At 61.5% G+C, this 22,131-nt stretch carries 18 protein-coding genes and 1 pseudogene; 9 read left to right on the top strand and 10 right to left on the bottom strand.

The features are described from left to right. The first annotated feature begins 121 nt into the window (after window positions 1-121). On the top strand, window positions 122-1,534 hold the full coding sequence (locus tag ACZ2HM_RS18340) for a diguanylate cyclase (protein WP_036526763.1): 1,413 nt from the start codon (window positions 122-124) through the stop codon (window positions 1,532-1,534). 51 nt (window positions 1,535-1,585) lie between these two features. Here ACZ2HM_RS18340 and ACZ2HM_RS18335 read toward each other — a convergent pair whose 3' ends face one another. Continuing rightward, the gene (locus ACZ2HM_RS18335) at window positions 1,586-1,744 is read right to left on the bottom strand and encodes a ribosome modulation factor (protein WP_419555358.1); all 159 of its coding nucleotides are present in this window, start codon (window positions 1,742-1,744) and stop codon (window positions 1,586-1,588) included. A 121-nt stretch (window positions 1,745-1,865) separates the two neighbouring features. Further along, window positions 1,866-2,492 (bottom strand): FUSC family protein, encoded by a 627-nt coding sequence (locus ACZ2HM_RS18330; protein WP_076605487.1) that lies wholly within the window; start codon window positions 2,490-2,492, stop codon window positions 1,866-1,868. A gap of 15 nt (window positions 2,493-2,507) precedes the next feature. On the opposite strand from ACZ2HM_RS18330, the gene ACZ2HM_RS18325 reads away from it, so the two are divergent. Both ACZ2HM_RS18325 and ACZ2HM_RS18320 read left to right on the top strand, forming a co-directional pair. Beyond that, complete coding sequence (locus ACZ2HM_RS18325; protein ID WP_313921862.1) at window positions 2,508-2,690, top strand: hypothetical protein; 183 nt, start codon at window positions 2,508-2,510, stop codon at window positions 2,688-2,690. A gap of 205 nt (window positions 2,691-2,895) precedes the next feature. Further along, window positions 2,896-3,140 (top strand): annotated as a pseudogene (locus ACZ2HM_RS18320) (alpha/beta fold hydrolase); the annotation flags it as partial. A 200-nt stretch (window positions 3,141-3,340) separates the two neighbouring features. On the opposite strand, the gene ACZ2HM_RS18315 reads toward ACZ2HM_RS18320, so the two are convergent. From ACZ2HM_RS18315 to ACZ2HM_RS18300, 4 genes are all read right to left on the bottom strand, one after another. After that, complete coding sequence (locus ACZ2HM_RS18315; protein ID WP_156106335.1) at window positions 3,341-3,523, bottom strand: hypothetical protein; 183 nt, start codon at window positions 3,521-3,523, stop codon at window positions 3,341-3,343. Window positions 3,524-3,746: 223 nt separating this feature from the next. Continuing rightward, a complete protein-coding gene (locus ACZ2HM_RS18310; protein ID WP_037480352.1) occupies window positions 3,747-4,736 on the bottom strand; it encodes a phospholipase C/P1 nuclease family protein in 990 nt (329 codons plus the stop codon). Window positions 4,737-4,752: 16 nt separating this feature from the next. Further along, on the bottom strand, window positions 4,753-5,931 hold the full coding sequence (locus ACZ2HM_RS18305; protein WP_409592852.1) for a YdcF family protein: 1,179 nt from the start codon (window positions 5,929-5,931) through the stop codon (window positions 4,753-4,755). Continuing rightward, window positions 5,931-8,444, bottom strand: a complete 2,514-nt coding sequence (locus ACZ2HM_RS18300) for a TonB-dependent receptor (RefSeq protein WP_470427156.1) — start codon at window positions 8,442-8,444, stop codon at window positions 5,931-5,933. The genes ACZ2HM_RS18305 and ACZ2HM_RS18300 overlap by 1 nt, the downstream gene beginning before the upstream one ends. A gap of 136 nt (window positions 8,445-8,580) precedes the next feature. Here ACZ2HM_RS18300 and ACZ2HM_RS18295 point away from each other — a divergent pair, with 136 nt between their 5' ends. Then, on the top strand, window positions 8,581-9,693 hold the full coding sequence (locus tag ACZ2HM_RS18295; protein WP_037480778.1) for an ROK family transcriptional regulator: 1,113 nt from the start codon (window positions 8,581-8,583) through the stop codon (window positions 9,691-9,693). Window positions 9,694-9,810: 117 nt separating this feature from the next. Beyond that, window positions 9,811-12,240 (top strand): MHYT domain-containing protein, encoded by a 2,430-nt coding sequence (locus ACZ2HM_RS18290; protein WP_470427155.1) that lies wholly within the window; start codon window positions 9,811-9,813, stop codon window positions 12,238-12,240. 33 nt (window positions 12,241-12,273) lie between these two features. On the opposite strand, the gene ACZ2HM_RS18285 is transcribed toward ACZ2HM_RS18290, so the two are convergent. The 4 genes from ACZ2HM_RS18285 to ACZ2HM_RS18270 all read right to left on the bottom strand — a co-directional run bounded on the left by ACZ2HM_RS18285 (window position 12,274) and on the right by ACZ2HM_RS18270 (window position 17,254). Further along, window positions 12,274-13,956 (bottom strand): response regulator, encoded by a 1,683-nt coding sequence (locus ACZ2HM_RS18285; RefSeq protein ID WP_470427154.1) that lies wholly within the window; start codon window positions 13,954-13,956, stop codon window positions 12,274-12,276. A 2-nt stretch (window positions 13,957-13,958) separates the two neighbouring features. Then, window positions 13,959-15,467 carry an ATPase domain-containing protein gene (locus tag ACZ2HM_RS18280; protein WP_470427153.1) on the bottom strand — a complete coding sequence of 503 codons (1,509 nt, stop codon included), beginning with the start codon at window positions 15,465-15,467 and terminating at the stop codon, window positions 13,959-13,961. 116 nt (window positions 15,468-15,583) lie between these two features. Next, window positions 15,584-16,396: a DUF1206 domain-containing protein gene (locus ACZ2HM_RS18275; protein WP_470427152.1), complete on the bottom strand. Its 813-nt coding sequence runs from the start codon at window positions 16,394-16,396 to the stop codon at window positions 15,584-15,586. An 87-nt stretch (window positions 16,397-16,483) separates the two neighbouring features. Next, window positions 16,484-17,254 carry an N-formylglutamate amidohydrolase gene (locus ACZ2HM_RS18270; RefSeq protein WP_470427151.1) on the bottom strand — a complete coding sequence of 257 codons (771 nt, stop codon included), beginning with the start codon at window positions 17,252-17,254 and terminating at the stop codon, window positions 16,484-16,486. Between the two features lie 14 nt (window positions 17,255-17,268). Between ACZ2HM_RS18270 and ACZ2HM_RS18265 the strand changes: the two genes are divergently transcribed. The 4 genes from ACZ2HM_RS18265 (at window position 17,269) to ACZ2HM_RS18250 (ending at window position 21,976) form a co-directional block, all read left to right on the top strand. Then, on the top strand, window positions 17,269-18,198 hold the full coding sequence (locus ACZ2HM_RS18265) for a transglutaminase family protein (protein WP_470427150.1): 930 nt from the start codon (window positions 17,269-17,271) through the stop codon (window positions 18,196-18,198). Between the two features lie 15 nt (window positions 18,199-18,213). Continuing rightward, complete coding sequence (locus ACZ2HM_RS18260) at window positions 18,214-19,029, top strand: transglutaminase-like domain-containing protein (RefSeq protein ID WP_470427149.1); 816 nt, start codon at window positions 18,214-18,216, stop codon at window positions 19,027-19,029. Window positions 19,030-19,140: 111 nt separating this feature from the next. After that, on the top strand, window positions 19,141-21,027 hold the full coding sequence (gene htpG / locus ACZ2HM_RS18255) for a molecular chaperone HtpG (RefSeq protein WP_470427148.1): 1,887 nt from the start codon (window positions 19,141-19,143) through the stop codon (window positions 21,025-21,027). Between the two features lie 64 nt (window positions 21,028-21,091). Further along, on the top strand, window positions 21,092-21,976 hold the full coding sequence (locus ACZ2HM_RS18250) for a Rossmann-like and DUF2520 domain-containing protein (RefSeq protein WP_470427147.1): 885 nt from the start codon (window positions 21,092-21,094) through the stop codon (window positions 21,974-21,976). Window positions 21,977-22,131: the final 155 nt, after the last annotated feature.

The raw sequence follows: 22,131 nt of genomic DNA, 5'->3' as shown, positions 1-22,131 counted from the left end.
ATGACGACGAGAATTGCCGGGCGCCCTTCTCATGATTGACGTTCTGCGCATTCTCTCAATTCTATTGGACGTCGACTGGGTAAGGCATCGCCCTTAAAGGGGCGCGGAAGGGATCACATTGATGTTTACGGACGAAGAGCGGATCAAAGGGTCGGCGAAGCTGCCCGCCCATAGCCGGCACTCCCATGCGCCGCTCAAACTTCTCGCGGAGATGGCTGCCGAACATGGCCGTGAACTCGTCGCTTTGTTCTACGATACGCTGCTTCGTGACCAGGAGGCTGCCCAGTTCCTGAACCACGCTGTGGTGCAGGAGAGGCTCAGCTCTTCCCTCATTGAGTGGCTCACGCAGTTGTTTTCCGGACAGGACATTCGCGACTCCCCCGAAAAGCAGGCCCGCCAGAAGATCATTGGCGAAGTCCACGCTCGCATCAAGATTCCGGTCCATCTCGTAATGACAGGCGCGCTGGTGATCAAGACACGGCTCGCTGAATTGCTGCAGGGTCAGGCAGTCGATCCGTTGGTAGGCATTCGCGCGCTTCAACTTGCTGATGCGCGAATGGACACGGCCGTCATGCTCATCAGCCAGTCCTATGTAAAGGACACCACGGCAAGAGCGAGACTAGATGAAGCCTATCGGCTCTTCTCTCTGGATCAGGACGCTGCAGTCGACAAAGAGACGCAGCGCGCCAGCCTGATGGAGTGGAGCCAGAACACACTGTTCGCGCTTCTGCAAGCTGGCCCTGGTGGCGGGTTGCTCCGCTTGGGCGATTCCGCCTTCGGACTTTGGCTTCGGCATCGGGCACAGTTCATGTTTGAGCAATCGGCGCAGTTCAGCACTGTGGTCCGACTTGTCGAGCGCATCGATGAGATGCTCCTGCCAGAGCTGGATGCTCCCCGTAAGCGTCAGGATGGCTCATCCGCCTTGGCGGATTTGCGCGCCGCAGTTGACGAAATTTCCTTCCTGGTCGCTGATCTCTTCCAGACATTAAGCACCATGGAAGGAGGACGCGATCCGCTGACCCGTGCCCTTAACCGCCGTTTCCTGCCTGCCATACTTGGCCGCGAGGTCACATTCGCGAAGGAGAACGGGACAGCGCTCAGCGTCATGCTGGTCGATATCGACCACTTCAAGGCGATCAATGATCGGCACGGCCATCAGGTCGGTGATGAAGTCCTCCGGCAGGTGGCACAAGTGATCGTCGGGAATGTCCGGGCGACGGACTTCGTTTTCCGGTACGGGGGCGAGGAGTTCCTGATCGTCCTAGTCGAGACAGGCATCGAGGCTGCGGCCAACATAGCGGAGCGCATTCGGGCAGATATGGAGGGCCATATTTTCGAAACGGGAAGCTCGGGCGGCCTCAGTGTCACCGCGTCGATCGGCATTGCCCTGCATTCCGGCCATCCCGATCAGAAATTCCTGATCAAGGCCGCGGATGAGGCACTCTATCGGGCCAAGGCCGCAGGTCGCAACACGGTGGAACTCGCCCCGATTTATGGAGAAGGCGGGAAGGGGATTTGGCCGCTTGCCACATGACGTTCTTTACACCCAGATGTTTACGGGCATCAGGCTCCAAGTTTCCTGGATTTATCGGTGGCGGTATCGCTCGAGACCGCCACTTGCGTGGCTTGCATAACCAATCTCCCATGCTGCCCGAACATGGGAGGCACGGTAGGGATTGGCGTGACGCGGCAAGCCGGCCTGTGCGGCCTTCAGACCCCATCGATATGCATGGTCGAATTGCACTGATGGGCTCCTTCCCGATCAACCGATTGCCCGGCGACGGCGGCGGAGCATAATCGCGCCGACTGCCAGAACGAACAGGCCAAGCGCTCCTTTGCATTCCAGTTCCGTGTTTTCGCTGAAATCAGGAGACGACATTGCGACGCAAGCTCGTCAATGCGAGTGTGGCGAGCCTCTTTTCGCCTACGCCATTGCCGGAAAACTTGCTCATGGCCAAATCTATGGTGCGGACAAGCGCGTCGTCAGTGCGATCTGCCGCTGTCGATTTGCGCGCGTAGTGCTGCCTTACTCGCCCCAAAACAAGCGAAAGGAGACGGGCATCTTTAGGGCTCGCGATACGCCGTAGTCTTTGCAGTTCGTCGAGAGAAATTCCGACGCGTGTGTCGCGCAAAATCTCAAGCAAAGGAGTTGACGTATCGCCGCCGATCTCTATTAGCCTGGGTGTCAGCAGGCCGATACGATCCAGCATCGTGTTGATCCATTTGGCGGTGTCGGGCATGTGGCGCAAACCTGCTCGCCCGGCAAGATCGCGCCAACCGGCGCGCATCAAACGCAAGCTTGCCTTTTCAGCTCCAATCGTGCGGACGGCCTCCAGAACCAGCACCGCTAGCAGCGCACCGACCACTTGCGCGATTGCGGCGTTGGCGAAAAATGTAAAGCTTGACGAGTAAACAGCATCCAAGCCCATCAAGCCGGGCAGGGCCAGGATCATGCCGATTGCGATGGCTGCTGTGCGGCGATTGACCATCATGGTGCCTATACCTTGATGGGCGTCAGTCGTGCCGAACAGGTGACGGACAATATCTCAGCGCTCAAGCTTCACTTGTCAGACAAGCATGTTGCGGCGCTCGATGCAGTCAGCGCAGACAGTGGGAAATTTCTCTATGGGCTGTTTCAACCGCAAGTTCGCAACCAGATTGTCTTTGGTGGCGCGGACATCCTGGCCTGAAACCAGCGCGACCAGAGCCGTCGGGGTATCGGCGGCTCCGTTCCAAAGCTATCGGTGAAAGTCCAGGCCCATCTTCACTCCCCGCCGTTCACTCAAAGCCAGCTTTTCGTTCCCCAAGCGCAGACGCTCCACCGACCAGGTCGGGTCGTTCGGTCGGCAACCGGCAAATAACTGCAACTGGGGTCCAAAGGACGCGCAGCCGGTCATGTTCCATCACAGCTGGTCTTTGTCGTCGGATGATTGGGATGCGCAGATGTTGTTTTTCTTGGCCAATAACTATCGCCTTGTCGCGCATGATCGTTGCGGTCCTGGCCGTTCGGCGCAGGTCGCCACGGGGCACAACATGGACCATTATGCTGCGGATGGGTCTGCCGTCGTCGAACATCTCGGTTTGAGGATGCTGTCTACATCGGTCATTCGACCGGCAGCGGCGAAGTTGCGCGCTATGTGCATCCTCTTACCTGGTAACTTCGAGAGGCCATGCCAACCGACAGCTTGAATTGGATCATCCGATGTTTGCGTTATAGCGCAGCTATCTCCAGCAAATCGGCTGTTGTTGGAGTAGGATGGCATTTATCAGCGCTGTAATCGAGGCGTCCAAGCCAGTCGGATTGGCATGGTGTCGTTTCCATGATCAAGGACGGTCCGCGCTAGACGAGGCTTTTTTTCATCAATCTGCGGAACCGTTCAAGGCGACCAGCAAAGATGGTGCTAGACGGCGGTGCCGCGATCGCCTTTTCGCAGACCATCGCGAGTGAGGCCTGGTCCGCATATTCTTCCGCTAAAAGAGAATATGTCATCTCGCATTCTGGAGAATGCGCGGTGATAGCCATTGATCGCTGCTTTCGGCTGCGGCGCGAAAAGTAGAAAAAATCCCACCCCCTCATATCTAACCCCATATCCGAAGACATATTATTACGCTGTCAGATTATTACGCTGTCAGAATGATGCGCCAAATTAGTTAATGAATATATCGAATATGGCAAAATCGTTTTAATAATATCACGCTTTAACTGCAATTGATGGCATAGTGTTCGATATGAATGTGAAATCCGCTCAGCTCGGTGCCGATCCGGTTTCCGGGTTGAAGCGCGGATTGTTGGCGTCGAGCGGCGAGGGTGTGATTTTGGCGGGCGGCGTCGCGCTTTCGGCCCAGGCGCGGCACAGCATGTCGCGCAGCATCGCGGCGCCGGCACTCGTCCGGTCATAGACGAACGCGCGCACATCCTTGTCGGCAAAATCGGCAAAGCCGTTGCGCTTTTCGAGCTTGTACAGATTTTCCACCAGGTCGCCCGCTTCGTTCAGAAAGCCCAGCACCGCATCGAACATGTCGCCACTCTGGCGGCGCGGCGTCCCGATGCGCGGCGCGATGTCCGCTACCGTCAGGCCCATCCCGTCGACGAACCGGCTTTCGAACCGGCCATGAACGGACCGGTCGGTGGTATAGTCCTTGGGATTGTCGCCGCGCCATCCGTCGGAATGAATCGAGTCATGGTGCGGCTGCGCCCCATCGCCGATATAATGGCCCAGCCGTATGACCTGAAAAGCGCAATGCTGTTCCGGGATCGACGCATCGCCGCCCTCCGCCTGGGCCTTGCGAACGTAGCGCATGCAGGTGATCAACCGTTCATAGGCTTCCATCGCCGCATAGGGCAGGGTGCCGGTCCAGCGTATATTGGTTCGCTGCGCCGTCTGCGGGTCGCTATCTTTGATCGCCTCATACTGTTTGTAGAGCGCCAGGACGAATTCATGGCGCGACCGCGGGATGGGTTTTACGAAGGTGAACTGTTCCCGAAACCAGCCATGATTGGGGTCTTCCTCCATCTTGGAGAAATTCTCCGCGTCTCCGCGCCAACTGTCGGGCAGCGAGGCCGAGGCTGCAATATAATCGACATGCTTGCGCAGGAAGACCGGCCCATCCTCCGGAATGGCCTCTATCGCCGCCCGATCAATCACGGCATGGGCGGTCTGGCCCCAAGCATGGGCGGCGGTCGGATGCAACGCCAGTGCGCTTATCGTGGTGAGGGCAAGGAGGAGGGTTCGCATCGTCTGAACTCCGAAATCAGGGGTCGAGGGGGTCGCGCGGATCGATCCGCGCCGATACGCGGGAGGGGCGGAACAGCAATTCGGTTGGCGACAGGCGGCGACCGACTTGCCCCGGCTGATAGCCAAGCTCCCGCTGGTTGCGCGTGGCGAATTGCGGGCTTTCGATCGAAGCGCTCTGGCCGGGGTTGCAGACGATCACGGCATCGCGATCCATCGGCGCATCCATCGCCATCAACAGGCGTGTCGCATTGCGCAAATTGGTGGTCGTATGCCGGGCATAGGGTTCGATCAGGATCGCGTCGGCCGGCACGCCATAGCGGTCGATCAGCGCGTTGCGCATCTGCTCGGCCTCGGCAAAGCGGGTCGCGCGGGGATGCGCCTTGCCTCCGGTCACGATGATAAAGGGCGCGTCGCCCTGCGCGAAGCGGCTGGCGGCCAGCCGAAGATGATATTTGCCAAAGGGGCTGATCGCCATGTCCGGCACTTCCGGCCCGACGCCCGTGACGATCAATGCGGAATAGCGATAGCGGCTCCAATCGAGACCTGTCGCGCGCGCCATGGCGGCCGCATTCGCGCCACCGGTCAGCGGTTCGAAACCGATCGCATCGGCGCGATCGCTACCGTCCAGCAGCGCCAGCGCATAGTCGATGCTGGGGTCCAGCGCCTGCGCCGATGTGTCGCGTGGGGTGCGTGACAGCCAATAAGCGGCCTGAAGCCGCGCCTGGCGCTCTTGCGGATCGATCGTGCCGGCCCCGTCGATCTGCGCATAGGCGGCTGGCGCGCCCAGGCCATAGGTGCGCAAGATGATGTTGATGCCTTCCATCTCGCGCTTGGCCTGCGCGGCCACCCCATCATCGGGGGCGGTCAGGCCAGCAGGCGCAGCCACCGACTTGGCCACGGCGTCGATGTCCGTTTCCGTCCAGATCAGCGCCTGCGCCACGCAGAACATATCCTGCGCGCAGCCAGCGACGCGCCGCTGCCGACTGTCCAACAGGGCAGCGATGTCCGCCTTGGAAACAAGTGTCCGAACAGCGGTCGGGTCGCGCGCCATCCCGTCGAAAAGCGGAAAGAGCCGCTGCGAAAGCCGTTCGGTCACGACATCGCGAACGGCCCCGGCTTGTGCCGGGACCGTCGCGATCGCAACCGCAGCCATAGTGGCGAACAGGGTCGCCATCCGTGCCACGGTGCGCATCATTACCAGGACTTGCTGATGACGAGGCGGAAGTTACGGCCAAAGATCGGCCGACCGTAAATGGCTTCCGCGCTGCCTTGGCCGCTCAGCGAGTCGGTACGAGTATTGCCTTCGGTCAGGCCATGGGCGTTGAACAGATTGTCACCCACAATCTGCATCTGCCAGCTACCATGGCGCGCCGTCACACCCGCGCCGATCGTGCCATAAGCGGGCAGGGCGGTGTTGTTGTACAGATCGACGAAGCGCTTGCCCATATAGGTATAGCGACCATAGACCGAGATATCCGTTTCGCCCGTCTGGAAGTCGAAGCTCGGACGGATATTGCCATAGATTTTCGGCTGGCGGACGATCTGGTTGCCCTCGGCCTGTTCCGGGTCGGCACCGGTCGCGCTCTGGAAATTCTTATATTTCGGATCGCTGATCGTCAGCGCCCCGTTGAGCGAGAACCACGGCGTGACCGCAACCGACGCGTCGAACTCCACGCCCTTCACCTGCGCTTCGCCGATGAAGGGAATGTTCACATCGTTGCGGCCCGTCGTCGGGTCGAAGGCGAGGAACGAGGCGTTGAGCGGATCGAAATTGGTGTAGAAGCCCGTGACATAGAGGTAGGAACGACCCGAAGCGAGCTTCAGCCCGACCTCGAACTGGTCGGCGACTGTCGTGATGATCGTGGGATTGATGCTCATCACCGTCTGCACATTGGGCGGCGTTTCAAGATGCGACGCGCGGCCATAGACGCCGACATTCTGGCTGAAGTCGTAATTGGCGCCGACCGTCCAGTTGGTGACGTTGGGCTTCCGCTTGGAATTGACGATGACGCCGGTGAAACCGCGCGTGGTGTCGTCGGCCAATGTCGTGGCATCGCCCAGATTGACCTGCTCGGTCAGCGCGGCCCAGCCCTTATAGCTGTAGCGTTCATGACGGACGCCCGCGTCGATGCGCAGGCCGGGAATGATCTCCCAGGTGTCGTTGGCATAAAGCGCGAACATCGTCGCGTCCGAATCGCCTTGGCTCAGCGTCGCGGCATAGTTCAGCACGCCATTGTCGGTGACACGGCCGATTTCCGCACCCGCCGCATTATAGGCAACCAGGTCGAGCGTGCGCGGCTGGCCTGCCACTTCGATCAGATAGTTCTGAAAAGTGGTACGGCTGCTTTCGCCATAGGCACTGGTGTAGAGGCCGAGCTTAATGTCGTGGCTGCCAATGCCGGTCTCGAACTTCTTGGCGACCGAGAAATTGCCCTGCGCCGAATAATATTTGGAATGAATATCGCGATACTGACCCTGCATGATGAGGCCGGAGGCGGCGTCGGGGTCATAGATGGTGTTGGTCCCCGCCAGCGTCAGGCCTAACCGACTGGCCGTCCCGAACGCGCTGTTCGCCCGGTTGCGAATGCTGTTGGCGCCACCGGAATCGAGGAAGGCGGTCAGTGTCGTGGGATTGGTGGTTGAATAGAAAGCGGTGAAATCCAGTTGTCCCTGGGTGTAACCGGCCTTGACCGACACCAGCCAGCCGTCGAACTCGGCCTCATATTGCGCGCCGATATTGATCATCTGCATGTGGCGGCCATCAGCCAGGCCGCTGGTGCCGCTCTGGATCACGCCTGCGCCATCGCGATATTTCAGATTGACGTTGCGCAACGCGGGTGAGTTCATCGTCCCTTCGAAAAAGTCGATATATTTGTTCAGAGAAACGCTGGGGTCGCGCGGGTCCGCCGTAGGAATCGGCAGGTAGAAAACGTTGTGATCGTTGACATAATTGAGGCTCAGCTTGATCGAACCATTGTCCAGATCATGTTTGATGTTGGCGCGGATCTGGCCGCCCTTGTCGTTGGGGAAGCCATTGTCGCGATAGCCGTCATGCTGGCGCAGGAAGCCGCCGATCGCATAATAGGTATTCTCGCCGAGCGGTCCGGCCTGATAGGCATCCAGCCGATAGAGGCCGGTATCGCCCAGCGTCACCTGCGCCTTGCCGCGCGGCGTATCGCTGCCCGTCACGGTGATCGCGTTGATGATTGCGCCCGAATAGCTGGCATAGACCGGGGCAGGGCCGCCGCGCACGACCTCGACATGGTCGGTCATCAGGTCTTGCTTCAAGATCGCGTCGCCCCGGAAGAAGACGCCATCATTTTCGTGGAACAGCGGCAGGCCGTCCTGCTGGAAGCTGACAAAGCCACCATCATTGGGCAGGCCGCGGATGCGATAGATGTTCTGCACTTCGCCGCCGGTGATTTCGGTCTGGAAACCGGGCAGCTGGCCGATCAGATCGGCGAAGTTGACGGGGGCGATCTTCTCGACATCTTCGGCCGAGATGGTGTTGATCGCATAGGATACGTCGAAGCGACGCTGGGCGCGGGTCGAACCGGTGACGATGATGTCGCCCTGTTCGCTGTTCAGTTCGCCGCCCAGTTCGGCCGCCTGCTCGGCGGGGGCTGCATCCTGCGCAAAGGCGGGCGTGAGGAAGGTGGAACACAGCGCCGCAAGGGCGGTGCCGGTGGCAAAAACGGTCTTGATCATGAAAAGCCCCTCTGTGGTGGTCGAGCGGCCCGTGGTCGATGAACATGACATTTTTAATTATTGTTGTGAAAATAAATAAATCCGCCTAGCGCGGCGCTCATCGTGCGACAGAGCCGGTATGACGAGGGCCAAGGCCATGCAATTTCCCTCCATCGACAAGGACCAGCGCCGCATCCTGCAACGGCTGCGCAAGTCCGGCCCGCTGTCGCGATCCGCGCTGTCGGCGGCGCTGGAAATCAGCGGCACGGCACTGACCCGGCTGTCCCGCGATCTGCTCGCGCTCGGGCTGGTCGAGGAAATGCCCGACGTCGATGTGCAGCGGCGGGGCAGGCCCGCCATCCCCCTCCGCCTCGCTCCGCGCGGCGGCTATGCGGTCGGCGCGACGGCGCATAAGGGGCTGATCGAGATCGCGCTGGTGGACTTCACCGGCACCACGATCGCGATCCATCATGAAGCGACCGAGCCGATCGATCCCAGGGCGTTCGCGCACAAGATCCGCCGCATCACCCATATGCTGGTCGATCGCCATGGCCTGCTGGGGCAAAGGATGCTGGGCATCGGCATCGCGGTCCCTGGCCCGGCGCTGTCCTTGGCGGGCGACCGTTGGGCGGTGGTCGATGTCCTGCCCGATTGGCGGGACGCGCCCTTGCACGACATATTCTCAGCCGAAATGGGCTGGCCCTTGTGGATCGAAAATGACGCCAACGCCGCGGCGATCGCTGAATATTATCTCGGCGGCCTCATCCGCGATTTTTCCTCCATGGTCATATTGCTGCTTGGGTTTGGCATCGGCGCTGGCGTCATCGTGGACGGCCGCCTCGTGCGCGGGCAATTTGGCGCGGCGGGCGAGATCGGGGCCTTGTTTCCCGGTGACCGGCCGCGTCCCAGCCCGCTCGACCTGCTCGCCGTCCTGCGCGCAGGCGGGTGCGATATTTCCTCCGTCGCCGAAATCGATTTTGATGCCACAGACCAGGCGCCGATCATCGAAACCTGGCTCGACCGCGCCGCGCGGCAGTTGGAAATCGTTTGCAATTCCGCCTTTGCCTGGTTCGATCCGGGCGCGATCATGCTGGCGGGGGCATTGCCGCGCGCCATTCTCGATGGCCTGGCCGATCGCCTGCGCAGCGCCCATCTGGTCACCATGTTCGATCATCGCAGGCCGCCGGTGCAGGTCTCGAATCTCGGCAGTTCGCCCATCACCTTGGGCGCGGCGCTGTTGCCCATTCACGCGTTGTCGGCAGAAATTTGACGGAACATAAGAATGGCCGCGACCGGACGTTTTGGGTCGGCATGAAAATCCATGTTATTGCGCTGTTTGTCGGGCTGTGAGACTAGCACTCCCATGATGATGCGCGGCACCCACGACATGTCTCTGGTTATCCTGTCGATCCTGATCGCCATGTTCGCATCGTTCACGGCGCTCAGCCTTGCGACGCGCATGCGGGCATCGACCGGCTGGATGCAGCATATGTGGGTGACGGCCGCCGCCATTGCCCTGGGCGGCGGCATCTGGTCGATGCATTTCGTCGCCATGCTCGCTTTCACCATGCCGGGCATGGTGATGCGCTATGACCTCGCGCTCACCCTCTTGTCGCTGGCGCTGGCATTGGGCTTCACCTGGGCCGGATTCTGGATGTTGAGCCGGTCGGCCATGGCACCGCTGCGCTTGGCGGTGGCGGGCCTGTTGATCAGCGCTGGCGTGCTTGGCATGCATTATCTCGGCATGGCGGCGATGCACATGGCGGCAACGCTCCGCTATGATCCATTCTGGCTGCTGCTGTCCGTTCTGATCGCCGTCGGGGCCGCGACGGCTGCTATGTGGCTCGCCGCCCGCGATCATCAATTGTCGCATCGGCTGGTCGCGGCCGCCATCATGGGGGTAGCGATAGCGGGCATGCATTATGCGGGCATGCGCGCGGCGATCTTCACCGCGAAGACGGGTATGACTATGACCGGCGGTGGCGGGAATCTGGGACAAACCTATCTCGCCATGTTGATCAGCGCGGTGACGGTCCTGATCCTGCTGCTGGCATTGGGGGCTGCCGGGCTGGAACGGCTGTTCCGCAATGTCACCCGGCGGGAGGCGCGCATCGCGCTGCGCCTCAAGATTGCCGACGTGCTGCGTGGCCGCAATACCGAGGAAGCCTTGCAGGAGGTCGCGGCGCTCATGGGCGCGCATTTCGGCGTTGCCCGTACCGGCTATGGCCAACTCGACCCGGTCGAAGACATCTTCCATTATGATATCTGCTGGACCGATGGGGCCGCGCCGCCCTTGCTGGGTCGCTATCCCGCCAAGACCTTCGGGCCAAAAATCGTCACCGCGCTCAAGGCAGGGCAGACGGTCGTCATCGACGATCTGTTTCACTCTGACCTCAGTAATGACACCCGGCTCCACGCGGACGCCAAATCGGTCGATACCCGCGCGATCCTCGTCGTTCCCTTCATCCGCGACGGCCGCCTGCAAACCATCGTCTATCTGAATGATCGCCACGCGCGCGCCTGGCAGCGGGACGATACCGCCTTCATGGAGGAGATCGCCGAACGCACCCGGCTGGTCATCGAACGCGCCGCGGTCGAGGAACAGTTGCGCGAACTCAATGCGACGCTCGAAGGACGGGTCGAAGCGCGTACGCGGGAATTGCGCGATGCGCAGGAAGCCCTGCTGCACAGCCAGAAACTCGAAGCCATCGGCCAGCTCGTGTCCGGCATGGCGCATGACTTCAATAATGTTCTGGCGGCGATCGTGGGCGCCTATGACCTGATCCTGCGCCGCCCCGACGATCTCGACCGGGTGCGCCGCTACGCCCAGGGCGGGCTCGACGCGGCCGAACGCGGTGCCAAGCTGACCGCGCAACTGCTCGCCTTCGCCCGCGCGCAACGCATCCAGCTTCAGCCGCTTCTGGTCTGCGACGTGATCCGGCCCTTGCATGATCTGCTTGCGCGTACCCTGGGGCCGATGATCACGCTCGATTTTCAGCTCAACCCGAACCCGGTCCCGGTTTTGGCGGACGCCACCCAGCTGGAAATGATGGTGCTGAACCTGGCGATCAATGCGCGGGATGCCATGCCCAATGGCGGGACGCTTGCCATCTCCACCCATGTCCGCACCATCAGCGGCGACAGCGAAATCGCCGACAATGACTATGTCGAAATTGCCGTACGCGATACCGGCACGGGCATGGACGAAGTCACCTGCCGCCGCGCCATGGAACCCTTCTTCACGACCAAGGCGGTGGGCAAGGGCACGGGCCTTGGCCTCGCGCAAATCTATGGCAGCGCGCGACAGGCGGGCGGCACCGTCCGCCTCGAAAGCATCCTGGGCGAAGGCACCACCGTTCGCGTGCTGCTCCCCTGCACGACCTGGCAACCCATCGCCACGTCGCCCGCCGTTGCGCTTGCGCCTGCTGCGGAGCGGGACGCGGTGCGCATATTGCTGGTGGACGACGATGACAGCGTGCGGACCATCGTCGCGGGCGCATTGGAAAGCCATGGGCATCATGTGGTCGAGGCGAGTGATGGTGCCAGCGCCCTGATCAAGCTCGACGCGCAGGAGTTCGACATCGCCATCATCGACTTTGCCATGCCGGGCATGAATGGTGCCGAACTTGCCGCCCGGATCGCGCAGCAATGCCCATCGTTGCCCGTCATGTTCGCCAGCGGATTTGCCGATACCGACGCCATTGATTCCGTCATGGGCGGCAATGCCGTCATGTTGCGCAAGCCGTTCCGTATCGACGAATTGCTCGCCGCGATGCAGGGGCTGCTTGTGGCTCGACCGTTGGACAGCGTCGCCTGAGGGCGCGCAATCGGCCGCCCCCGGCCCAAACCTTCAATCCGGCGCGCTGGCCAATATGCCCGTCGTCATGTCCAGCACGCCCACAAGCGCATCGATCTTGAAGGGCTTGCGCACTATATGGGTGATCAGGCTCGTGTCGGCCGACACGCCTTCTTCGGCATAGCCCGTGACCATGATGATCGGCAGATCAGGGGTCCGGCGTCGTGCTGCTTCGGCCAGTTCGATCCCGGTCATGCCCGGCATCGCAAAGTCCACGATCATCACGTCAGGAAGGGCGGCATCCAACAGCGTCACCGCCTCTGCGCCTGACGCCGCCTGTGTGATATGATAGCCAAAACTCTCAAGTCCTTCAGCAACGAACCGGCGCACGCCTTCGTCATCGTCCACGATCAGAATGTTGAGCTTGGCACGGACCCGGTCCGACGGCGATATTTCCGCAGCCAACTCCGTTTCGACCGCCGGTTGCTCGGCAAGCGGCAGCCATATGCTGACGGTGGTGCCCTCCTGCTCCACACTGTCGATCTGCGCGATCCCGCCTGACTGCCGGGCGATCCCGAAGACTTGGCTCAGGCCAAGGCCGGTGCCCTTGCCCAGTGGCTTGGTCGTGTAAAAGGGGTCGAACACTTTGGACAGAAGCGGTCGGGGGATGCCAACGCCATTGTCGCGCACCCGCACCACGCCATAGCGTCCCGGCTTCACGCCCTCCGGGGCAGAGCGCTCGGCGTCCGTTTCGATCGTCAATATGCCGCCCTCCGGCATGGCGTCGCGCGCATTGATCGCCAGGTTCAGCACGGCGAGTTCAAGCTGATTCACATCCGCCATCACCCAGGGCTGGCTCGCCGCCAGCAACCGTCGCTGGTCGATGCGCGGGCCGATGGTCCGAGCGAGCAGGTCGCCCATGCCCTCCACCAGCGCATTGAGGCTGAGCGGCGCGAGCGCCAATTGCTGGGTGCGCGAAAAGGCCAGAAGCTGGCGCGTCAGCTTCGCCGCGCGGTCGGTCGCCTCCGCCGCGAAACGGGCATGCCGCAGGATCCTCTCGTCATCGCTCCTGCGCTCGATCATTTCGAGGTTACCGGACACGACGGTCAGCAGGTTGTTGAAATCATGCGCAATGCCACCGGTCAACTGGCCCACCGCTTCCATCTTCTGCGATTGGACCAGCGCCGTCTGCGCGCGCTCGCGCTCGGCCACTTCCTCCATCAACATATTGTTGGCGCGCGACAATTCGCTCGTGCGCTCGGCAATCCGCGTTTCGAGATTGGCGTTGAGATGTGTCAGCCGCTCTTCGGCGAGTTGCAGCGCGGCCAGCCGCTCACGCGCTTCATATTGTCGTCGCCGCACCCGCATCGCCGACCGCACGGCGCTGCCCAAAGTCTCGCTGTGGATGGGCCGCTCCAGCACGATGACATTGCCCAGCCGCTCTAGCACCAGCATCGCGTCGCGGGGCCGATGCCCGGCCCGGCGGGTGGCGAGCAGGATGAATGGAAAATCCGACCATGGCGGCTGTTGCGCGACCCAGGCGTCCAGCGCGCTGCGATCCGCTCCAGCGAGCGACTCTTCGGTAATTATGGCGGTGGCCGCGCCTTGCACCAGCTCGTCGCTCAGCGCGCGCGCATCGGCGCAGGTCGTGCAGGCATAATCCTGCTTCGCCAACAGCGTTTCCATCACTGCCGCGTCTCTACCCCTCAGCGCCAGAACAAGGATGCGATCTTCCATCCTTATGTCTCGCTCGCCGCCGGCTCTGCTGCCAGCAAGGGCGTCTTGCCGCTATAGGTCGGCACGCCCGTCAGAACGCCGTCGAAATCCTTGAGCGGCTCGCCCACAGTAATGCCGTTGCGGCCCAGGCGATACTCCCTAATGGTCGCCTCATGCGGCGTGGTGCGGCTCTTCACGACCGACACCGCCTTAAGCATTTCGCCCTTCGCTTCGAAGTAGCGGAAGAGGACGATCGTGTCGGACAGATAGCTGAGGTCAACATCGGACCGGACTTCACCGATGATGCCATGCTGCCCCAATATGAGGACGGTGATGACGCCCTGCTGGTTCAGATAGCTCAACATCTCGTGCATCTGCAGCACCAGATATTTCTCGCCCGGCATCGCCTGCAAAAAGGCGTTCAGGCTGTCGATCACCACGAAGCGCACGCCATCTTCTTCCACCGCGCGGCGGACCCAACTCGCAAATTCGCCCGGCGACATTTCCGCGGGGTCGATCTGCGTGACGGTCAGCGCGCCGCTATCGAGATGCGGTTGCAGATCCATGCCCATGGCGCGGGCACGGGTGATCATGGTCGGACGTCCTTCATCGAACAGGAAATAGGCCGCCTTCTCGCCGCGCGCGATGGCGCTCAGGCCAAACTGCACCGCCGTCGTCGTCTTGCCGACGCCCGAAGGCCCATTGAACAGCAAATTGGTGCCGACCGAAATGCCGCCGCCCAACATCTGATCCATGCGCTCCAGCCCGGTGGAAACCAACTGCTGGACATATTGACCATGATGTTCATTCGCGACCAGACGAGGGAAGATGGCCACGCCACCGGTCTCGATCACGAAGTCATGATAGCCACCGCGATATTTCACGCCGCGCATCTTCACGACGCGCAAGCGGCGGCGCTCGGTGCCATAATCCTGCGCCGCTTGTTCCAGCGTGATGACGCCATGGGCGATGCTGTGCAATTGCAGGTCGTTGGGGTCGGAACTGCGATCATCGAGCATCAGCACTGTGCAATGGCGCTGCGAGAAATATTGCTTCAACGCCAATATCTGGCGGCGATAACGCAGCGAATTTTGTGCCAGCAGCCGCATTTCCGACAGGCTATCGAACACCACCCGAACCGGCCGGATGCGATCGACGCACTCCATCACGCCCTGGATCGTCTCGCCCAATTCCACTTCGGACGGCTCCAGGATGGATTGCTCCGCTTCGGGGTCCAGCCCTTCGCCGCTGACCAGTTCGAACAGGTCGATATCGTCCAGCACCCAGTTATGGCTGCGCGCGACTTCCTTCAATTCCGCCGACGTTTCCGACAGGGTGATGTAAAGACCGCGCTCTCCCTGGCGCGCGCCTTCCAGCAGGAATTGCAGCGCGATCGTCGTCTTACCGCTGCCGGGCGTTCCTTCCAGCAAATAGGCGCGATTGGCCGTAAGGCCGCCACCCAAAATATTGTCCAGGTCCGCAATGCCGGTTGAAATCGTTACCTTGCGGTCTTCATTTGCCAGGTCCGTCATATCGTCCTCAAACTTTTGCGCTCACAGGGAGCCGGTTGTTTCAGAAACGATTTGACCGTGATTTTGGTCCATGAACGGCTGTTCACATGACCGGACATCAACCAAAATCACGTGGTTCATCGCAGGAAATCCGGCTTGGCGACCCGCATCCGGCGATAGCGCGCTTCGATGAGGCTAAAGACCCCGAACAGCCCCAGGCCAAAGGCCACGACGCTCAAAATGATGGTGCCTTCCTCCTGCGCCCGCAACTGTTTGAGGGCTTCGCCCAGACCACCCGCCTGATCAGGATCATGGTTCAGTGCGGCCGAAATTATGAACCAGCCGATCAGCGCGAATATCAATGCGCGTGCGGCATAACCACAGCGTCCGATCCAGCGCACATAGTCGGGGGCGGGGGTATCGCCATCCAGTTCGCGAAACTCCGCCTTATAGGCTTTGATCGCTTGCGTCGCGGCAACCGCAAAGAGAACCAGGCCAACCAGTACTAGAAGGACCACGCCGCCCGGCTGTGACAAAAGCCAAGCGGACCAGCTTTCGGCGCTCGCGTCGCCGGGACTGCCCTCCTGCGCCGATGTCTGGCGCAAGGCCAGGCGCGCTGCGGCGACCGCCAGGATGACATGGGAAATGCCGCTCATGGCATAGCCCACCCGCTTGAATTTACCCTTGAGCGTCCGGCTGCAATTTTCCGGGTCCATCGCCGCTTCGGTCAATCGCCATATCGCATAGCCGGCAAACCCCAGCGCGCAGATGGCCAGCAGCACATGGCCCAGCGGCGCATCGACCATGCTGCCCAGCGCACCCTGATTATCCTTCACTTGTCCACCCGTCGACGCGACGTCCAAAGCGAACCAGCCGATCAGGATGTAGACGAGTCCGCGCGCCGCAAAGCCGATGCGCGCGAATAGGGTCATACGGTCACTATAAGTCATGAGGCCTCCTGTCGGGGAGGCTAATGCGCGGTAAGTGCGGACGTTCCCTTGGAATCTTTTTCCATGGCTGGTTTGTCAGGCGGAACGCTAAGCGATGAACCCCTGTGCCGCGCTGGCAATATGCTCGGCCCATAGCGCCTGCCCCCCGGCGTCCTCGATCAGGTCTTGCCGCACCTCGATTTCCGCATAGCGCAACCCGTTGGGGAAAGCATGAAAGGGCACCGTATAGTCGGTGGCATCCATCGCATAGGGTTCATTGTCACCAACGACGACACCGGCAATCGACCGCAACTGGTCGAGCATCGACAGCGCGAAATCCGTCCGCCCTTGCCAATGCAATATGCCGATGTCCCAGGGACGGACATCACCGTTCAGCACCGGGGTAAAACTATGCAACGACAACAGGACCGTCTCGCGTCCTGCGGCCGTCCGGGCCGTGATCAGGTCCGCCATCGCCTGATGATAGGGTCGGTGGATCGCTCTCACCCGCTCTGCCTTCTCCGCCATCTCCAAATCGGCATTGCCGCCAATCACGGTGCCATCGGATAAAGCGGGTATCGCCTCGGCGTGCGCCGGGTCACGATTGCAATCGATAACCAGACGCGAATAGCTCTGGTGCAGAAAAGGGGCATCCAGCCGCCGCGCCAACGCATGGCCCAGCCCGTAAACCCCTATATCGACGGCGATGTGGCGCGCCCGATCGGCCGCGCTCAACCCCATATCCCCCAGCGCCCCTGGAATAGCCGCCCCCGCATGATCGCCGATGAGCAGGAACGGGGAGCCGCCTTCTGCGTTGAACAGCCCGAACGGCAACGGATCGCCCGGACCCAAGAGATTTTCTGCCGTGCGCCCGGCCATCAGGACATGACCCTATGCCGTTGCTCACCATCCGACACAGTACGACGTATCACTATCAGCAGCCGGTATCCCTGGGTGAACATCGCATCATGATGCGCCCTCGCGAGGCATTTGACCAGCGCTTGCTGTCCGCACGCCTCGACATCGATCCAGCGCCCAGCGAGTTGCGCTGGCTGCATGATGTCTTCGGCAATTCCGTCGCCATTGCCACATTCAAGGCGCGCGCCGCGCAATTGGTCGTCAACAGCGAAGCCACATTGGATCACGCTCCGCTCGCGCAAAAGCAGGTGGACGTTGAACCCTATGCCCGCCTTTTTCCTTTCACCTATTCGTCGGAGGACATGCCCGACCTGCTCCGGTCGATCGAACGGGAATATCATGATCCCGAACGCATCGTCGATAATTGGGCGCGCAGCTTCGTCAGCAATCATGGCAACACCAGCACGATTGCGCTGTTGACGGAAATCGCCACAGGCATCCAGCGCGAATTTACTTACGTCCCTCGCCATGAAAAGGGCACCCAGTCGCCCATAGAAACGCTCAAGCTGCGCCAGGGCACTTGCCGCGACTTTGCCGTGTTGATGATCGAGGCGGTGCGCGCTCTGGGTTTTGCCGCGCGGTTCGTTTCCGGTTATGTGTATAATCCTTCCCGATCCGAAGATGTGGTGGGCGGCGGCAACACCCATGCCTGGGTCCGCATCTTTCTGCCGGGTTCCGGCTGGGTCGAATTTGATCCCACCAACGGCATTATCGGCAATCGCGGCCTCATCCGCGTCGCCGTCGCGCGCGATCCCTATCAGGCGCTGCCCCTGTCGGGCACATGGTTCGGCCCGCCCGGCAGCTTCCTGAACATGGATGTGTCGGTCGATGTGCTGCGTGCCGACCCCAGCTTGTTTCCCTCGACCAACCATGGTGCCATCAACAGCCGACATATCGGCGCTTAAGGAAAGTACCCGTCCATGCTGATCCGCTGCGGATATGATATTGCCTTCAATACCGATGCGAAAACCGCCATGGTCGCGCTGCTGAGCGTGCATCCCTCGCGCCATCAGGATCTACGCACGCCCCAACGGCTGATTGCCAGCCCCGACATTCCGCTTTATCAGTTCGAAGATGGGTTCGGCAATGTCGCCACCCGCTTCGCTATCCCGCCCGGTGGCGTGACCCTGTCCTGCGATTTCGTGATAGAGGATAATGGCGAGCCCGACGTCCGCGCACCCGATGGCCCACAAATTCCGGTCGAGGATTTGCCCGACGCGGTGATGCCTTTCCTGCTCGGCAGCCGCTATTGCGAAACCGATCGGCTGATGGATGTCGCTTGGGGCAATTTCGCCCATTATGCCTCGGCCCGCGATCGGGTCGATGCGATCGTCGATTTCGTCCACAATCATATCGAGTTCGGCTATCATTATGCCCGGTCGGACAAGACCGCCTGGAACGGCTATCAGGAACGGCGCGGCGTATGCCGTGACTTTGCCCATCTCGCTGTCACCCTTTGCCGGTGCATGAATATCCCGGCGCGCTACTGCACCGGTTATCTGGGGGACATCGGCATCCCGCCGGTCGATGCGCCGATGGATTTCAGCGCCTGGTTCGACGTTTATATCGACGGCAACTGGTACACCTATGACGCCCGCCACAATCGTCCCCGCATTGGCCGCATCCTCATGGCGCGCGGACGCGATGCCACCGACGTCGCCCTGACCACCGCGTTCGGCCCCGCCAATCTGGTCCGGTTCGACGTCCATACCGATGAAGTGCAATCGATAGAGTAAGGGGCCGAGCCACCCCGTCTCGCGTCAGGAAAGGCCAAGCATCGATCTTGCAAAATGCACGACGAGCCGCCATTTGCCGCGCCGTTGACGCATTCAAAGGGTAAACCTGCCATGACGACTGAAACCGCTACCGCGCCCGAAACCCATGCTTTCGAAGCGGATGTTTCGAAGCTGCTGCGCATGATGGTGCATTCGGTCTATTCCGACCGTGACGTCTTCTTGCGCGAACTCATCTCCAATGCCGCCGATGCGTGCGAGAAGCTGCGCTATGAAGGCATCGCCACGCCCTCTCTGCTGGGCGATGACCCGCAGCCGCGCATCCGCGTTCTGCTGGACGCGGACCAGAACCGCCTAACGATCGAAGATAATGGCATCGGCATGACTGCCGCCGAAATGGGCGAGACGCTGGGCACGATCGCTCGGTCGGGCACCAAGGCATTTATGGAACGCCTGGCGGCCGAAGCGGGCAAGGAAGGTTCGCAACTGATCGGCCAGTTCGGCGTCGGTTTCTATTCCGCCTTCATGGTAGCGAGCCAGGTCGAGGTGTTTTCGCGCCGCGCCGGATCGGACGAGGCCGCCAGCTGGACCTCGGACGGGCAGGGCACCTACACCATCGCCCCGGTCGATTTGGCCAACGCTCCCACGCGCGGCACCCGCGTCGTCCTGCACCTGATGGAAGACGCCAAATCCTATGCCGAACGCTATACGGTCGAGCGCATCATCAAGGCGCAGTCGGGCCACGTCCCGGTCCCGATCATGCTGTTCGAAAAGCCTGATGCCGATGGCGTCGACATCGCCGATGGCGCCGCACTGTGGCTCAAGCCCAAGTCCGAGATCAGCGAAGAGGATTATGCCGACTTCTATCGCAGCGTCGCCGGCCAATATGACAAGCCCGCGCACACGGTCCATTATCGCGCCGAAGGCCGCTATGAATATTCGGTCCTGACCTTCATCCCCGAAACCAAGCCGTTCGACCTGTTCGACCCGGATCGCAAGGGGCATATCAAACTCTATGTCCGTCGCGTGTTCATCACCGACGAAGCACCGATCCTGCCCCGCTATCTGCGCTTCGTACGCGGGCTGGTGGACTCCGCCGACTTGCCGCTCAACATGTCGCGTGAAATGATTCAGGACAGCCCGGTGCTGGGCGCCATCCAGAAGGGCGTGACCGGCCGTCTGCTCGGCGACCTGCAGAAGTTGGCCGATAATGACGCAGAGGCCTATCAGCGCATCTGGGAGAATTTCGGCCCCGTCCTCAAGGAAGGGCTGTACGAGGATTTCGAACGGCGTGAGGCGCTGCTTGGCCTCGCCCGGTTCAAAAGCACGACATCGGGTGAAGGCTGGCGCTCGCTCAAAGACTATGTCGCGCAGCTTAAAGAGAACCAGACCGCCATCTATTATGCGACCGGCAGCGACCTTGACCGGCTGTCGACCTCGCCGCAGCTTGAAGGTTTCCGCGCGCGCGGCATCGAAGTGCTGCTGCTGCCCGATCAGGTCGATAATTTCTGGACCACGATGGGCGTCGATTATGAAGGCAAGCCGTTCAAGTCGGTGACGCAGGGCGGCGCGGACCTGGGCCTCATTCCGCTGGTCGAAGGCGCGGACAAGCCGACCGAGCCGGAAAATGCAGCCGTCGCCGACTTCCTCGCCTTCGCCAAGACGACCCTCGCCGACGCCGTATCCGATGTGCGTGCGTCGGACCGGCTGACGACCAGCGCTGTATGCCTGGTCGCGCCCGAAAGCGGCATGGACCGGCAATTGGAAAAGCTGCTCGCCAGCGCTGGCCAGCTCCCGACGGCGGCATTGCCTGTGCTGGAGATTAATCCGCGCCATGCCCTGATCCAGAAACTGGCGTCGAGCGACGACGCGGATGGTCTCAAGTCCGACCTCGCCCATTTGCTGCTCGACCAGGCCCGCATCGCCGATGGCGAACAACCCACCGACGCGCGCGCCTTCTCGGACCGGCTCGACCGACTGATGAGCCGCGCGGTCGGCTAAAAAACGGCGTTGGCCCGTCATCCATGCGATGACGGGCCATCCTCCGTGAGTTAGGGTGACAATCATGGTCAGCACATCGCCCTACCGCCGGATCGGCATCATCGGCACAGGCCGGGTCGCGTCCGCCATCGGCTGTGCGCTGGCCGCGCATTCTAATGACCCGCTCCTGATTTGGGGCCGCAACCCAGAGAAATGCGCCGAGGCTGTCGCCGTCATCGGGCGAGCGCAGGCAGCCGGAGATGTGGCCCAGATTGCGCGCGACTGCGATCTCATCATGCTCGCCGTCGCGGACGATGCCCTCGCACACATCGTCGTCGCTCTGGCACAGGCTGAACCCACCGACCGGCCACGATTCATCTTCCACGTCAGCGGGCGCAGCGGCGCGACCATATTGGACCCACTGCGCAGCGCCACGTCGATGACGGCGGCGATCCATCCCGCCATGACCTTCACCGGCAATCCGACGAACGAAGTCAAACATATGGTCGGCGCCCGCTTTGCCGTCACCGGATCGACCGAGCAAGCCAACGCAGCAGCGCTCAAGCTCGTGGCCTTGCTGGGCGGCATCATGGTGCCCATCGAAGAGGCGCAGCGCGCGCTCTATCACGCCGCTTTATGCCACGGTGCCAACCATCTGGTCACGCTGATTGCCGGTGCCTGCCAGGCACTCGCCGCCGCCGGTGTCGCCGAACCCTCGGCACTCCTCGCCCCCCTGGTACGCGCCGCGCTGGACGCCAGCCTCGATCACGGCATGGCAGGCCTCTCCGGCCCGCTGCTCCGCGGCGACGACGAAACGATCGCCAACCATCTCACGGCGCTTAGCCAACAATGCCCGACACTCCTGCCGCCCTATAAGGCGATGGCGCTGGCAACCCTGGACGAACTGGACAGGCACAATGGCGCGCCGCGATCCACCGTCGCTTGCCGAACGCTTCTTGAAAAAGACTGAGCGCAAAACCGCCCTGATTGCAGCGCACCGCCATTCCGCAGGGACTTCTACGTCATTCGACCCATAGCCTGCGAAGGCCTTCCACCTATCCTTTCGCATGTTTGATAGGATGCTGCATGATCCGCTGGCTGCTTTTTTCTTCTGCCGCCCTTCTC

This window comes from Sphingobium sp. KKT206, assembly GCF_055640555.1.
Note: the sequence above shows the minus strand (reverse complement) of the source record. Positions and strands in the feature narration are given on the sequence as shown.

Coding starts and splice junctions, on each gene's coding strand:
- ACZ2HM_RS18330 (WP_076605487.1), bottom strand. CDS start 2,492: ATGATGGTCAATCGCCGCACAGCAGCCATCGCAATCGGCATGATCCTG.
- ACZ2HM_RS18270 (WP_470427151.1), bottom strand. CDS start 17,254: ATGGCCGGGCGCACGGCAGAAAATCTCTTGGGTCCGGGCGATCCGTTG.
- ACZ2HM_RS18260 (WP_470427149.1), top strand. CDS start 18,214: ATGCTGATCCGCTGCGGATATGATATTGCCTTCAATACCGATGCGAAA.
- ACZ2HM_RS18280 (WP_470427153.1), bottom strand. CDS start 15,467: ATGACGGACCTGGCAAATGAAGACCGCAAGGTAACGATTTCAACCGGC.
- ACZ2HM_RS18285 (WP_470427154.1), bottom strand. CDS start 13,956: ATGGAAGATCGCATCCTTGTTCTGGCGCTGAGGGGTAGAGACGCGGCA.
- ACZ2HM_RS18290 (WP_470427155.1), top strand. CDS start 9,811: ATGTCTCTGGTTATCCTGTCGATCCTGATCGCCATGTTCGCATCGTTC.
- ACZ2HM_RS18250 (WP_470427147.1), top strand. CDS start 21,092: ATGGTCAGCACATCGCCCTACCGCCGGATCGGCATCATCGGCACAGGC.
- ACZ2HM_RS18325 (WP_313921862.1), top strand. CDS start 2,508: ATGGGCGTCAGTCGTGCCGAACAGGTGACGGACAATATCTCAGCGCTC.
- ACZ2HM_RS18295 (WP_037480778.1), top strand. CDS start 8,581: ATGCAATTTCCCTCCATCGACAAGGACCAGCGCCGCATCCTGCAACGG.
- ACZ2HM_RS18300 (WP_470427156.1), bottom strand. CDS start 8,444: ATGATCAAGACCGTTTTTGCCACCGGCACCGCCCTTGCGGCGCTGTGT.
- htpG (WP_470427148.1), top strand. CDS start 19,141: ATGACGACTGAAACCGCTACCGCGCCCGAAACCCATGCTTTCGAAGCG.
- ACZ2HM_RS18265 (WP_470427150.1), top strand. CDS start 17,269: ATGCCGTTGCTCACCATCCGACACAGTACGACGTATCACTATCAGCAG.
- ACZ2HM_RS18275 (WP_470427152.1), bottom strand. CDS start 16,396: ATGACTTATAGTGACCGTATGACCCTATTCGCGCGCATCGGCTTTGCG.
- ACZ2HM_RS18310 (WP_037480352.1), bottom strand. CDS start 4,736: ATGCGAACCCTCCTCCTTGCCCTCACCACGATAAGCGCACTGGCGTTG.
- ACZ2HM_RS18340 (WP_036526763.1), top strand. CDS start 122: ATGTTTACGGACGAAGAGCGGATCAAAGGGTCGGCGAAGCTGCCCGCC.
- ACZ2HM_RS18315 (WP_156106335.1), bottom strand. CDS start 3,523: ATGGCTATCACCGCGCATTCTCCAGAATGCGAGATGACATATTCTCTT.
- ACZ2HM_RS18305 (WP_409592852.1), bottom strand. CDS start 5,931: ATGATGCGCACCGTGGCACGGATGGCGACCCTGTTCGCCACTATGGCT.